This window comes from Actinomadura decatromicini (assembly GCF_008121305.1).
Taxonomy (GTDB): Bacteria; Actinomycetota; Actinomycetes; order Streptosporangiales; family Streptosporangiaceae; genus Spirillospora; species Spirillospora syzygii.
The window spans coordinates 168,341-182,382 of record NZ_VSRQ01000012.1; the positions used below are offsets into that span (position 1 = coordinate 168,341).

Here is a 14,042-nt window from a genome sequence, read left to right on the forward strand (position 1 = left end):
GTGGCGGGCCACTGCGGCGGGCGGAGGCTCAGGCGGCGGTCGGCGGGGCGGCCCCCTCTTCGGCGGCCTCGGCGAGCACCGGCTCGGCGATGATCGGTTCGCCGGCGACCGGGTCGGAGAGCGCGGGCTCGGAGAGGTCGGGCTCCGGGACGGCGGTGAGCGCGGCGGGCCCGCCGGTGAGGGCGTCGGCCAGTTCGCTCGCCGTCCTGTACTCGCTGACCATGCGGTGAATGCGCTTGGTGCAGGACCCGCATCCGGGCTTGAAGCCGCAGGCCGCCTTGACCTGCTTGGCGGAGGCGCAGCCGCTCGCCATGCAGCCGTTGACGTCGTCCTCCGTGATGGCGTTGCAGATGCAGACGTACATCGGCAGGCGGACCTTCCATGCGGCTCGTGTCCCGGACAAATGCCCACCAGGGGTTCTTAGGTGACCCTCATTAAGGTAAGGCTCCCCTAAGGTAGCTCAGAGATGTCCGTTCTGACCAGAGGGCTCCTAATCGGTGTGATCCACCCCTCAGCGGGAAGGGCTTCCACCGCGTGCGCGCCCCCGCGTGCCGCAGTGACGAGAGGGCGACACATTGGCTCAGGTCTGGCCGGGCGACGCCTACCCCCTCGGTGCCCGGTTCGACGGCGCTGGGACGAACTTCGCCGTCTTCTCCGAGGCCGCCGAGCACGTCGAGCTGTGCCTGTTCGACGGCCCGGCGGGCGAGGGCGCCGAGACCCGGATCCCGCTCCCCGAGGTGGACGCCTTCGTCTGGCACGGCTACCTGCCGGGGATCATGCCGGGGCACCGCTACGGCTACCGGGTGCACGGGCCCTACGACCCGCGCCGGGGCCAGCGCTGCAACCCGGCGAAGCTGCTGCTCGACCCGTACGCGCAGGCCGTCGAAGGCTCCATGGACTGGGACGAGTCCTGCTTCGGCTACCGGTTCGGCGACCCGTGGTCGCGCAACGACGCCGACTCGGCGGCCCACACGATGCGGTCGGTGGTGGTCAGCCCCTACTTCGACTGGGGGGACGACCGTCCGCCGCGCATCCCGTACCACGAGACGGTGATCTACGAGGCGCACGTCCGGGGCCTCACCGCGCGGCATCCGGACGTCCCGCGCGCGCTGCGCGGCACGTACGCGGGCCTCGGCCACCCGGTGGTCATCGATCATCTCCGCTCGCTCGGGGTGACGGCGGTGGAGCTGATGCCCGTCCACCAGTTCGTCCAGGACGACATCCTGGAGCGGCGCGGCCTGCGCAACTACTGGGGCTACAACAGCATCGGGTTCTTCGCGCCGCACAACGAGTACGCCTCGTCCGGGCAGCGGGGCGAGCAGGTGTTCGAGTTCAAGGCGATGGTGAAGGCGCTGCACGAGGCGGGGATCGAGGTGATCCTGGACGTCGTCTACAACCACACCGCCGAAGGCGATCATCGCGGGCCGACCCTGTCGTTCCGGGGCATCGACAACGCCTCCTACTACCGGCTCGCCGACGACGACCCCCGCTACTACACGGACACGACGGGCACCGGGAACAGCCTGCTGATGCGCGGGCCGCACGTCCTGCAAATGATCATGGATTCGCTGCGGTACTGGGTGACCGAGATGCACGTGGACGGGTTCCGCTTCGACCTGGCCGCGACGCTCGCCCGCGAGCTGCACGAGGTGGACCGGCTGTCGGCGTTCTTCGACCTCGTCCAGCAGGATCCGGTGGTGTCGCAGGTGAAGCTGATCGCCGAGCCGTGGGACGTGGGCGAGGGCGGCTACCAGGTCGGCAACTTCCCGCCCCTGTGGACGGAGTGGAACGGCAAGTACCGCGACACGATGCGCGACTACTGGCGCGGGGAGCCGGGCGCCATGCCCGAGTTCGCGTCGCGGCTGACCGGGTCGTCCGACCTGTACGCCGACGACGGGCGGCGGCCGATCGCCTCGATCAACTTCGTGACCTGCCACGACGGGTTCACGCTGCACGACCTCGTCTCCTACGACCACAAGCACAACGACGCCAACGGCGAGGGCGGCCGGGACGGCACCGACGACAACCGCTCCTGGAACTGCGGCCACGAGGGCCCGACCGACGATCCCGCCATCCTCGAACTGCGCGAGCGGCAGAAACGCAATCTGCTGACGACGCTGTTCCTTTCGCAGGGCGTCCCGATGCTGCTGCACGGCGACGAGATCGGCCGCACGCAACGCGGGAACAACAACGGCTACTGCCAGGACAACGAATTGTCCTGGGTCGACTGGACGGGCCTGGACGACGGCGATTTCCCCGGCGAGCGCGGGGCGCTGCTCGACTTCGTCCGGCGGCTGTCCCGGCTGCGGACCAGGCATCCGGTGTTCCGGCGCAGGCGCTTCTTCCTCGGCGACCAGCGGCCGAAGAAGGGCCGCGCGAACGGCCGTCCGGAGGAGCTTCCCGACCTCGTCTGGTTCACCCCCGGCGGCACGGAAATGGCCGGAACCGACTGGACGGCCGGATTCAACAAGGCCCTGTGCGTCTTCCTGAACGGCGACGCGATAGGCGAACCCGACCGGCGCGGCAGGCAGGTCACCGACGACTCGTTCCTGCTCCTGTTCAACGCGGACGACGGCGACCTCGCGTTCACGCTCCCGCCCGCCTCCTACGGAGGGACGTGGACGCCCGTCCTCGACACCGTCGACCCGCTGCCCGGCCCGGACGAGCCGTCCACCGTGAAGGCCCGCGAGACCGTCGCGGTCGCCGGCCGGTCGATCCAGGTCCTGCGCCGGGGCTGAGCCGTGACCTCCGCCTTCACCCATGCCGCGCACGACCCGCCCGACCCGCACGACCCGCACGACACGTACGCCGAACCCGCTCCCGACGAACAGCTCCCCGGCGAACCCCCTGGTGAGGAGACCGTGTCCGAGGATCACCTGGACGAAGAGCACCTGACCGCCAAGAGCAGAACCGGCAGGCATGGAGGCGTCCCCGCGGAGGAGGAGGCGGCGCCGCCGTCCGGCACCTACCGGCTCCAGTTGCGCGGCACGCCGGAGGGCCGCTTCGGCTTCGCCGAGGCCGCCGCGCTCGCCCCCTATCTCGCGTCCCTCGGCGTGTCGCACGTCTACCTGTCGCCGATCCTGCAGGCCGCGCCGGGCTCCACGCACGGCTACGACGTGATCGACCACTCCCGGCTCTCGGAGGAGCTCGGCGGGTCGGAGGCGTTCGGCGCGATGGCCGCCCGGTTCCGCGCGCACGGGTTGAGGCTGCTGGTGGACGTCGTCCCGAACCACATGGCGATCCCGTCGCCGCCCGACCTGAACCTGCCGTTCGCCGCCGTCCTCGCGGACGGGCCGTCCTCGCCGTTCGCGAAGTGGTTCGACGTGGACTGGGCGGCCGGAGGCGGACGGATCGTCCCGCCCGGCGAGGGCGAGCCCAACTACCGCCGCTTCTTCGACATCTCCGGCCTGATCGGGCTCCGCCAGGAGGACCCGGAGGTCTTCGAGCGGACCCACGCCCTCCTGCTGAACCTGGTCGAGGAGGGTCACGTGGACGGCCTGCGCGTCGACCACCCGGACGGCCTCGCCGACCCGCGCGGCTACCTGCGGCGGCTCTCGGAGAAGGCGCCGGGCGCGTGGCTGCTGGTCGAGAAGATCACGGCGGGGGAGGAGCGGCTGCCGCCCGACTGGCCGTGCGCGGGCACCACCGGCTACGACGCGCTCGGCATGGTCGGCGGGCTGTTCGTCGACCCGGCCGGGGAGAAGCCGCTCACCGACTACTACGTCGCGCTGACGGGCGGCCCGCACGACTTCGCGGACGTGGAGTACGAATCGCGCGGGTACGTCGCGACGCATGGGTTGAAGCCGGAGATCGAGCGGCTCCAGCGCGTCCTCCAGCGTGTGGTGGGTGAACGCCGTCCCGGTCTGGAGCGGGCCTTGGTCGAGCTGCTCGTCGCCATGCCCGTGTACCGCGCGTACGTCGTCCCTGGGCAGGACCCGTCGCAATCGGCCATCGACGTCCTGAACGAGGCGGCGGGCCGTGCCCGCGCGCATCTGCCAGAGGAAATGCACGCGGATCTCGAATTCGTCGTGGATCTGGCCCTCGGACGTGGCGAGCGCACCGACGCCGAGTTCATCGTCCGGTTCCAGCAGACGTCCGCGCCCCTGGCGGCCAAGGGCGTAGAGGACACGGCGTTCTACCGGTGGAACCGCATGGCCGCGCTGAACGAGGTGGGCGGCGACCCGGAGCGCTTCTCGGTGAGCCCCGAGGATTTCCACGCGTTCTGCATAAGGACGGCGAGGGACTGGCCGTCCACGATGACGACGCTGTCCACGCACGACACCAAACGTGAAGAGGACGTACGGGCGTGGCTGTCCGTCCTGTCGGAACTCCCCCTCGAATGGACTGAGGCCGTCGAACGGTGGCGGAACTGGGGTCCCGGCCCGTCTCCTCTGGAGCCGGACCTCGAATACCTGCTCTGGCAGACGCTCGTCGGAGCCTGGCCCCTCACCATCGGACGCCTGGAGGAATTCCTCACCAAGGCGATGCGCGAGGCCAAGACCCGCACGTCGTGGACCGACCACGACCCCGAGTACGAGCGGGCCGTCCTCGAATACGCGCGGGGCGTCCTGGCCGACCCCGACCTCATCACCGACATGACCTCGTTCGTGCGCAGGCTCGCCCCTTACGCGCGGTACAACACGCTGGGGCAGAAGCTCGTCCAACTGGCGATGCCGGGCGTCCCGGACGTCTACCAGGGCTGCGAGCTGACCGGGCTCGCGCTGGTCGACCCCGACAACCGGCGACCGGTCGACTACGGGCGGCGCCGCGAGCACCTCCTGCGGCTCGACACCGGACGCCTGCCGAAGGAGGTCGACGACGAGAAGCTCCTCGTCACGTCGCGGACGCTGCGGCTGCGCCGGGCCCATCCCGAATGGTTCGGGCCCGGTTCCCGGCACGAGCCGATCACGTCGCGCGGCCCCGCCGCCGAGCACGTCGTCGGGTTCGCCCGCGGCGAGGCCGTCGCGCTGGCGACGCGTCTGCCGGTCGGCCTGGAACGCAAGGGCGGCTGGTCCGGGACGAGGGTCGACGTCGCCCACCAGGGCTGGCGGGACGTCCTGACCGGCTGCACCCACATGGGCCCGATCCTGGACGCGGGGAAGCTGTTCGAGACGCTGCCCGTGGCGCTGCTCGTCCCCCGGGAGATCGATCGGTGAGCGAACGGTTCGAGGTGTGGGCGCCGTCGGCTGGGCGAGTGGAGGTCGAGGCAGACGGCGTCCGGCATTCCATGGACGCATCGCCGTCCGGCTGGTGGAGAGCGGATGTCACGGACGCCTCGCATGGCACCGACTACGGGTTCGTCTTGGACGACGCGGACGAAGTACTGCCCGACCCCCGCTCGCCATGGCAGCCGCACGGCGTCCACGGGTTGAGCCGCGTCTACGACCACGACCGGTTCGCCTGGACGGACCAGCACTGGCACGGACGTCCCCTCCCCGGAAGCGTCCTCTACGAGATGCACGTGGGCACGTTCACTCCGGAGGGGACGTTCGACGCGGCCACCGAACGGCTCGACCATCTCGTCGCGCTCGGCATAGACGCGGTGGAGATCCTGCCCGTCGCGTCCTTTCCCGGAAATCACGGGTGGGGATATGACGGCGTTCACCTGTGGGCGCCGCACGAGCCGTACGGCGGCCCGGACGCGCTGAAACGCTTCGTCGACGCCGCCCACGCGCGCGGGCTCGCGGTGATCCTCGACGTCGTCTACAACCACCTCGGCCCGGACGGAAACCGCCTCGCCGGTTATGGGCCCTATTTCACCAGCACGCACCCGACACCATGGGGCGACGCGGTCAACTTCGACCAGGAAGGCTCGGAGGAAGTGCGCGCGTTCGTCGTGCGGAACGCGCTGATGTGGCTGCGCGACTACCACTTCGACGGGCTGCGGCTCGACGCCGTCCACGCCATCACCGACCTCGGAGCGGTGCACGTCCTCGAAGAACTCGCGGGCGCGGTCGCGGGCCTTTCGGCGCATCTCGGACGCGAACTGTTCCTCATCGCCGAATCCGATCTGAACGACCCGCGCCTTGTGACGTCCAGGGAGGCGGGCGGATACGGCCTGGACGCGCAATGGAGCGACGACTTCCACCACGCCCTGCACGCCGCGCTCACCGGTGAGAGGCAGGGCTACTACTGCGATTTCGGCGCCTTGGACACCCTCAAAAAGGCGCTCACGAACGTCTTCGTCCACGACGGAACCTGGTCGACTTACCGGGGACGCCGCCACGGGCGCCCGGTGGACGTCCTGAAAACGCCCGCGCACCGGTTCGTCGGCTTCCTCCAGAACCACGACCAGATCGGCAACCGGGCGACCGGCGACCGGATCGGCGCCGTCCTGGCAGCCGCGGACGCGGACGAGGACATGCCGCCCGGCCTGCTCAAGGTCGGCGCGGCGCTGCTCCTGCTCGCGCCTTTCACGCCCATGCTCTTCATGGGCGAGGAATGGGGCGCGTCCACCCCGTGGTGCTATTTCACCGACCATCAGGACCCCGAACTGGGACGCGCCGTCAGCGAGGGGCGCCGCCGCGAGTTCGCGGGGCACGGCTGGACGGGCGACGTCCCCGATCCACAGGCTGTGGATACTTTCCGGCGGTCCGTCCTCGACTGGACCGAGCCCGACCGGCCGCACCACAGGGACCTGCTGGAATGGCACCGGGCGCTGATCGCGCTTCGCCGCTCCCGCCCCGAGCTGAACGACCCGCGCCTCACGGAGACGACCGTCGAGACCGGCGAGGACGGGGCCCGCTGGCTGATCATGCAACGCGGTCCGATCCGCGTCGTGGCGAACGTCGGAGACGTCCCCGTCGCGCTCCCGGCGTCCGCTCCCGGAGCGCCGCCGCCCCGCCTCCTGCTCGCCTCGGACCCGGCAATCCGCCTGGACAAGGACATGATCGGCGATTCCGGAATCGCCGAGGTCGAACTTCCGGGCGCGTCCGCGGCCGTCGTCGGCTGATCCCCGGCTGATCGTCGGCTGACCGGCCCCGACGCCCCCCAGGCGGGATGCGGACTGCATCCCGGTTCCGCCTGAAAAGCGGTGTTCGAGGATGTACTACGAGTGGCAAACCGCAGGTCAAGAGCGCGGCGGCAGCCGGGCAATGTTCAAGAATGGTCATACGATCGGTTCATGACCTCAGTACTGCTCGCCGAGGACGACACGTCCATCTCCGAGCCTCTCGCCCGCGCGCTGCGGCGCGAGGGGTACACCGTCGAAGTCAGCCCGGACGGCCCGCAGGCGCTGGAGCGGGCGCTCGGCGGCGGGGTGGACCTGATCGTCCTGGACCTCGGCCTACCCGAGCTGGACGGCCTTGAGGTGGCCCGCCGGGTGCGGGCCGAGGGGCACGGCGTGCCCATCCTGATCCTGACCGCGCGTGCCGACGAGGTCGACACCGTCGTCGGGCTGGACGCGGGCGCCGACGACTACGTGACCAAGCCGTTCCGGCTGGCCGAGCTGCTGGCCCGGGTCCGGGCGCTGCTGCGCCGCGGCAGCACCGAGACCCCGATCGTCCAGGGGGTCCGGATCGACGCCGAGTCGCGCCGCGCCTGGATGGGCGACCAGGAGCTTCAACTCACGACGAAGGAGTTCGACCTGCTGCGGGTGCTCGTCCGCGACGCGGGCAAGGTCGTCACCCGCGAACAGATCATGCGCGAGGTGTGGGACACCAACTGGTGGGGTTCCACGAAGACGCTCGACATGCACATTTCCTGGCTGCGCCGCAAGCTCGGCGACGACGCCGGCAGCCCCCGCTACATCACGACGGTGCGGGGCGTCGGCTTCCGGTTCGAGCGCGGCGACTAGGGCACGCCCTACCGGCCGCCACGGTCGCGCGGGTCGTCCCGGCGCCTTCCCGAGAGGCGCCGGGTCCCTGCCGCGCGGTCCGTGGCCCCACCCCTGAAGGAGCCCTGATGAGGCGCCGACTCCTCCTGTCGACGCTCGCGGTGGCGGTGGTCGCGATCCTGTCGCTCGGCATACCCCTCACCTACTTCGCCCACAGACTCTCCTACGAGAAGGAGAGCCGGTCGCTCGACCGGGAGGCGTCGTCCATCGCCGTCGGCGTCGGCTTCAGCCTGGAGTCGAACCGTCCCGTCACCGGCGCGATGATCGCGCGGGAGTACCCGGGGCGGCACGTGTCGATCGTCATGCCGGACGGCCGGACGCTCACCGCCGGGCCGCCGCGCCGCGGGCCCGTGCTGTCCGCGGACCGGTCGAACGGCGCGGTGCGCGTGCGGGTGTCCCGGCCGGAGGCGGAGATCCGCGACGACGCGATGCGGCGGATGCTGTTCATCGGCAGCCTCGCCCTGCTCGGCGTCGCGCTGACCGTCGGCCTCGCGATGGTGCAGGCCCGCAAGCTGACCGTCCCGCTCGTCGACCTCGCCGAGACCGCCGACCGGCTCGGCAGCGGCAACGCCAGGCCGCGCCGCCGCCGCTACGGCATCCCCGAGGTCGACCGGGTCGCCGAGGTGCTGGACCGCAGCGCCGTCCGGATCGCCGACTTACTCGCCGCGAGCCGCGAGTTCGCCTCCGACGCGAGCCACCAGCTCCGCACGCCGCTGACCGCGCTGTCCATGCGGCTGGAAGAGATGATCGACGCCGCCGACTACCCGGACGTCGTCCGGGAGGAGGGCGCGGCGGCCGTCGCGCAGGCCGAGCGGCTCGTCGCGGTCGTCGAGCAGCTGCTCGCCCGCGCCCGGCACGACCGGACCGGCGCCGCCGTCGCCTCGCCCATCGACGAGATCATCGCCCAGCAGGTGGAGGAGTGGCGGCCCATCTTCCGGCGGGACGGCCGGGACGTGCGGATCGTCGGCGAGCAGGGCCTCGTCGGCATGACCAACCCCGAGGGCCTCTCCCAGATCGTCGCGACGCTGCTCGACAACTCGCTGATGCACGGCGCGGGCACCGTGACCATCCACACCAAGCCGGGCGTCAGCTCGGTGGTCGTCGAGGTCGGCGACGAGGGCGCCGGGATCCCGCCCGAGCTGGAGCCGCGGATCTTCGAGCGCAGCGTCAGCGGCGGCCGGGGCACCGGCCTCGGGCTCTACCTGGCCCGCTCGCTCGCGATGGTGGACGGCGGGCGGCTGGAGCTGATCCAGTCGCGTCCGGCCGTGTTCGGGGTGTTCCTGCGCCAGACCGAGCAGGCCCGGCTGGCGGAGGAGCGCGTCGTCATGGGCCCCGCGTGAGACGAGAGCGCGGGGCTCAGCGGCGGGTGAACTGGGCGTAGTCCTCGGCGTGGCGCGCGTCGAGCGGGTGGCCCAGCCGGTGCGGCGGGCCCTGCTGTCCGGTCGGCTGCCCGTTCGGCTGCTGCCCGTTCGCGCGGTGCGCGCCGCCGGGCGCGGCCGGGGCCTCCGGCAGCCCGGACGCCGGGTCGACCTGCGGCGCGCTCGCCGGCAGGAACACCCACTTCTTGTACGACCAGAAGCGGAACAGCGTGGCGAAGCCCGTCCCGATGATCAGCGCGGCGTTGTAGTAGACCGCGCCGCCCAGCCCGAGGACGTAGTGCGAGAACCCGATGAACAGCTCGGTGATGACCAGCCCGACGCCGTTCAGCGCGAAGAACAGGACGTACTCGCGGCCGAGGCCGGTGCGGTCGCGGTGCCGGAACGTCCAGTACCGGTTCGCCAGGTAGGCGAACGTCGTGGCGACCACGGTGGCGATGCCGTTGGACGTCAGCGGGCCCATCCCCAGGCCGGTGTGCAGGCCGTTGCCGATCCCGAAGGTGATGACGAACGCGATCGCGCCCACGCTGCCGAACTTGGCCAGCTCCCGCACGAGGTGCGCGAACTGCCGATGGATCTTGGCGACCAGGCTCACGAAGGGGAACCGTCCTTCCGGACTTCGTCTCTGCGCCGCGGCGGACAGGCCGCGGCGCCTGCGGAGGCATCACGAGGATAGACGCCCGCGCCCGCCGGGACGTCGGAACATGAACGTTTCACGTCGTCCGTGCGTTCCTTGCCCATTGTCGCGATCCCCACACACCAGGTTCGACGCGGGGTCCGGCGGGTTCGTTCACGCCGGTCGGCCGATACCCTGCACACGTGACGTATCCGGCTGACACACCCGTCGTGGGCATGGCGGGCGGGGGCCAGCTCGCCCGGATGACCCAGCAGGCGGCGATCGCCCTCGGCGTGTCGCTCCGCGTCCTCGCGGGCGCGGCGGACGACTCGGCCGCCAAGGTCGTCTCCGACGTCCGGGTGGGCGACGACCGCTCCCTCGACGACCTGCTGTCCTTCGCCAAGGGCTGCGACGTCGTGACGTTCGACCACGAGCACGTCCCGGGCCCGCACATCCGGGAGCTCGAGGCGTCGGGCGTGCCGTGCCGTCCGGGCGCCGCCGCCCTCGCCCACGCCCAGGACAAGCTGGTCATGCGCGAGCGGCTCAGCGGGATGGGCGTCCCGTGCCCGGCGTACGCGCACATCCCGGCCGGCGGCGCGCTGGACGTCCTCGAAGCGTTCGCCGCCGAGCACGGCTGGCCGGTGGTGCTGAAGGCGACGCGCGGCGGCTACGACGGCAAGGGCGTCTGGATCATCCGCGACTCCGGCGAGGCCGCCGACCTCGTGCCGCGGCTGCTGGCCGAGGGCGTCGACCTGATGGCGGAGCGGCACGTCCCGTTCCGGCGGGAGCTGGCCGCGCTCGTCGCCCGCTCCCCGTACGGGCAGGGCGCCGCGTACCCGATCGTGGAGACCGTCCAGGAGGGCGGGATTTGCACCGAGGTGATCGCGCCCGCGCCCGGCCTGTCCGGTGACCTCGCCGCCGAGGCGCAGCGGCTCGCGCTCGCCGTCGCCGAGGGGCTCGGCGTCACCGGGCTGCTCGCCGTCGAGCTGTTCGAGACCGACGCCGGGCTGCTCGTGAACGAGCTGGCGATGCGCCCGCACAACTCCGGCCACTGGACGATCGAGGGCGCCCGCACGTCGCAGTTCGAGCAGCACCTGCGCGCCGTCCTCGACCTGCCGCTCGGCTCCACCGAGCCCACCGCCCGCTACACGGTGATGGCGAACGTGCTCGGCGGCGACGACCCGGACGTCCACTCCCGCTACTTCCACGTGATGGCCCACGACCCGGGCGTCAAGGTGCACATGTACGGCAAGGAGTCGCGTCCCGGACGCAAGATCGGCCATGTGACGGTGCTCGGCGACGACCTCGCCGACCTGCGCGAGCGGGCCCGGCACGCGGCGGGCTACCTGCGCTGGGGCAAGGCGCTCGCGGAGCGGGAGGGACGGCGATGACGGGCGGCCCGAAGCCGCTGGTCGGCGTGGTCATGGGCAGCGACTCCGACTGGCCCGTGATGGAGGAGGCGGCCCGCGCGCTCGCGGAGTTCGACGTCCCCCACGAGGCCGACGTCGTGTCCGCGCACCGGATGCCGCACGACATGATCGCCTACGGCGAGGACGCCGCGGCCCGCGGGCTGCGCGTGATCATCGCGGGCGCGGGCGGCGCGGCGCACCTGCCGGGGATGCTGGCGTCGGTGACGCCGCTGCCGGTGATCGGCGTGCCCGTCCCGCTGAAGTACCTCGACGGGATGGACTCGCTGCTCTCGATCGTCCAGATGCCCGCCGGGGTCCCGGTCGCGACGGTCGCGGTCGGCGCGGCGCGAAACGCGGGGCTGCTGGCCGTCCGGATCCTCGCCGCGTCGGACGAGGGCCTGCGCGCCAGGATGAAGGATTTCCAGCGCGACCTCTACGGCCAGGCCAAGGCGAAGGGCGAGCGGCTCAGAGAACGGCTCTGAGAGCGCCTCTGAGCGCCGCCCTCCGCTGTTACCGGCGGAGGGCCCATTCGACAGCGGGGCAGCGGTTCATGACGACGTCGAGCCCGGCGTCCTTCGCGCGCTTCGCGGCCGCCTCGTCGATCACCTGGAGAGGCAGCCAGACGGCCTTCGCGCTTACCGCGATCGCTTCGTCCACGACCTCCCCGGCGTGCTCGGCGCGGCGGTAGACGCCCACGACGTCGATCTCGGACGCGTCCGGAACGTCGGCGAGGGAGGCGTAGCCCTTCTCCCCGAGCACGTCCGCCGCCTTCGGATGGACGGGGATGATCCGCTTCCCGCGCTTCTGCAGCAGCCCGGCCTGGGTGTACACCTCGCGGTCGGGGTTGTCGCCGAGGCCGACGAACGCCCACGTCCTGGACTCGTGCAGCAGCCGCCGGATCACGGCGAGTTCGGCGTAGGGGTCGGCGGACGGGTCGGCCGGAGGGGTGGCGAGAGAATCCGTCATGTCCGCGTCAACAGCGCCCGCCGTCCGTTTAGTTCCGTTTTCAAGGACGTCCGAGGGCCCGGTAGTTCCAGCCCGCCGCCCGCCACCGCTCCGGGTCGAGGGCGTTGCGGCCGTCCACGATGTTGCGCTCCGCGACCGCCTCGGCCAGCGCGGTCGGCTCCATGTCGCGGAACTCGGCCCACTCGGTCAGCAGCAGGACGACGTGCGCGTCGCGGGCGGCCGACAGCGCCGACTCGCCGTACTCCAGGGACGGCTGCGCGACCCGCGCGTTCGCCATCGCCTGCGGGTCGTACACCGTCACCCTGGCGCCCTGCGCGCGGATGGACGCGGCGACGTCCAGCGCGGGCGAGTCGCGGACGTCGTCGGAGTTCGGCTTGAACGCGGCGCCGAGGACGCCGACCGTCCGTCCGGCGAACGAGCCGCCGAGCAGCTCGCGGGCGAGGTCCACCATCCGGATCCGGCGCCGGATGTTGATCTCGTCGACCTCGCGCAGGAAGGTGAGCGCCTGGTCGGCGCCGAGCTCGCCCGCGCGGGCCATGAACGCGCGGATGTCCTTCGGCAGGCAGCCGCCGCCGAAGCCGAGCCCCGGGCCGAGGAACTTGCCGCCGATCCGGTCGTCGTGCGACAGCGCCTCGGAGAGCTTCGTCACGTCGGCGTGCGCGGCCTCGCACACCTCCGCCATCGCGTTGATGAACGAGATCTTGGTGGCGAGGAACGCGTTGGCCGACACCTTGACCAGCTCGGCGGTCGGGTAGTCGGTGGTGATGAACGGGGTGCCCGCGCCGATCATCGTCCGGTACACCTCGCGCAGCGCCTTCTCGGCGTGCTCGGCCGCGCCCTGCTCGGCGGGCAGCCCGGCGACGATCCGGTCCGGTTGCAGGGTGTCCTGGACGGCGAACCCCTCGCGCAGGAACTCGGGGTTCCAGGCGAGGACGGCGTCGCCGCCCGCGGGCGCGGTGTCCGCCAGGATCTCGGCGAGCCGGGCGGCCGTCCCGACCGGCACCGTGGACTTGCCGACGATCAGGCAGGGCCGGTCGAGCAGCGGCGCGAGGGTGGTGACGGCGGCGTCCACGTAGCGGAGGTCGGCCGCGTACTCCCCGGCCTTCTGCGGCGTCCCGACGCACAGGAAGTGGACGTCGCCGAACTCCGCCGCCTCCTCGTAGGACGTGGTGAAGCGCAGCCGCCCGCTCTCCAGCCCGCGGCGGAGCACCGGCTCCAGGCCGGGCTCGTAGAACGGCAGGTCGCCCGCCGCGAGCCGGGCGATGCGCGGCTCGTCCACGTCCAGGCCGAGCACCTCGAAGCCCAGGTCGGCCATGCAGGCCGCGTGCGTGGTCCCGAGGTACCCGGTTCCGATGACCGTCAGCCGGTAGGACACGGCCCGCTCCTTTCGATTCGCTGTCGCCGACTCGCGGCCTCAATTGTCACGTGCCCGCCACCGGGCGGCGTCCGCGCCGTCCACGCATGTCTACTCGCCGGTAGCATCGGCGCCATGACATCTGATTTTCCCGCGTACGCGCCGTCGGAGGAGCATGAGCTGCTGCGGGGGACGGTGCGTGAGCTGGCCGATGCCAAGATCGCTCCTTTCGCGGCGGTGGTGGATGAGGAGTCGCGGTTTCCGGTCGAGGCGCTGGAGGCGCTGGTGGCGGCCGGGTTGCATGCGGTGCACGTGCCCGAAGCCTACGGCGGTGCGGGTGCGGACGCGCTGGCCACGGTTATCGTGATCGAGGAGGTGGCGCGGGCGTGTGCGGCCTCGTCGCTGATCCCGGCGGTGAACAAGCTGGGCACGGTGCCGATCCTGCTGGCGGGGTCGCAGGAGTTGAAGGAGCGGTATCTGGGGCCGG

At 71.7% G+C, this 14,042-nt stretch carries 12 protein-coding genes; 8 read left to right on the forward strand and 4 right to left on the reverse strand.

Annotated features, from left to right (window positions below):
• Positions 1-28: 28 nt before the first annotated feature.
• The gene (locus FXF68_RS39545) at positions 29-403 is read right to left on the reverse strand and encodes a (2Fe-2S)-binding protein (protein ID WP_222870309.1); all 375 of its coding nucleotides are present in this window, start codon (positions 401-403) and stop codon (positions 29-31) included.
• Between the two features lie 172 nt (positions 404-575).
• Here FXF68_RS39545 and glgX point away from each other — a divergent pair, with 172 nt between their 5' ends.
• From glgX to FXF68_RS39570, 5 genes are all read left to right on the forward strand, one after another.
• Positions 576-2,738: a glycogen debranching protein GlgX gene (gene glgX, locus FXF68_RS39550; protein ID WP_148767949.1), complete on the forward strand. Its 2,163-nt coding sequence runs from the start codon at positions 576-578 to the stop codon at positions 2,736-2,738.
• A gap of 3 nt (positions 2,739-2,741) precedes the next feature.
• On the forward strand, positions 2,742-5,156 hold the full coding sequence (treY, locus tag FXF68_RS39555; protein WP_246179198.1) for a malto-oligosyltrehalose synthase: 2,415 nt from the start codon (positions 2,742-2,744) through the stop codon (positions 5,154-5,156).
• Positions 5,153-6,952, forward strand: a complete 1,800-nt coding sequence (treZ, locus tag FXF68_RS39560; RefSeq protein WP_148767950.1) for a malto-oligosyltrehalose trehalohydrolase — start codon at positions 5,153-5,155, stop codon at positions 6,950-6,952. The genes treY and treZ overlap by 4 nt, the downstream gene beginning before the upstream one ends.
• A 171-nt stretch (positions 6,953-7,123) precedes the next feature.
• Positions 7,124-7,795, forward strand: coding sequence for a response regulator transcription factor (locus tag FXF68_RS39565; RefSeq protein ID WP_019629095.1), 672 nt, complete (start codon positions 7,124-7,126; stop codon positions 7,793-7,795).
• A 107-nt stretch (positions 7,796-7,902) separates the two neighbouring features.
• Entirely contained in the window at positions 7,903-9,174 is a 1,272-nt protein-coding gene (locus FXF68_RS39570) for an ATP-binding protein (RefSeq protein WP_148767951.1), read from the forward strand.
• 16 nt (positions 9,175-9,190) lie between these two features.
• On the opposite strand, the gene FXF68_RS39575 is transcribed toward FXF68_RS39570, so the two are convergent.
• Positions 9,191-9,805: a GtrA family protein gene (locus FXF68_RS39575; RefSeq protein WP_148767952.1), complete on the reverse strand. Its 615-nt coding sequence runs from the start codon at positions 9,803-9,805 to the stop codon at positions 9,191-9,193.
• A 224-nt stretch (positions 9,806-10,029) separates the two neighbouring features.
• Here FXF68_RS39575 and FXF68_RS39580 point away from each other — a divergent pair, with 224 nt between their 5' ends.
• Both FXF68_RS39580 and purE read left to right on the forward strand, forming a co-directional pair.
• Positions 10,030-11,217, forward strand: a complete 1,188-nt coding sequence (locus tag FXF68_RS39580) for a 5-(carboxyamino)imidazole ribonucleotide synthase (protein WP_148767953.1) — start codon at positions 10,030-10,032, stop codon at positions 11,215-11,217.
• Positions 11,214-11,717 (forward strand): 5-(carboxyamino)imidazole ribonucleotide mutase, encoded by a 504-nt coding sequence (gene purE / locus FXF68_RS39585; protein ID WP_148767954.1) that lies wholly within the window; start codon positions 11,214-11,216, stop codon positions 11,715-11,717. Before FXF68_RS39580 ends, purE begins: the two co-directional genes overlap by 4 nt.
• Before the next feature lie 28 nt (positions 11,718-11,745).
• Here purE and FXF68_RS39590 read toward each other — a convergent pair whose 3' ends face one another.
• A complete protein-coding gene (locus tag FXF68_RS39590) occupies positions 11,746-12,201 on the reverse strand; it encodes a CoA-binding protein (protein ID WP_148767955.1) in 456 nt (151 codons plus the stop codon).
• A 40-nt stretch (positions 12,202-12,241) separates the two neighbouring features.
• Positions 12,242-13,576: a UDP-glucose dehydrogenase family protein gene (locus tag FXF68_RS39595; RefSeq protein WP_148767956.1), complete on the reverse strand. Its 1,335-nt coding sequence runs from the start codon at positions 13,574-13,576 to the stop codon at positions 12,242-12,244.
• A 114-nt stretch (positions 13,577-13,690) separates the two neighbouring features.
• Here FXF68_RS39595 and FXF68_RS39600 point away from each other — a divergent pair.
• A partial coding sequence (locus tag FXF68_RS39600; protein WP_148767957.1) for an acyl-CoA dehydrogenase family protein occupies positions 13,691-14,042 on the forward strand: 352 nt, incomplete at its 3' end.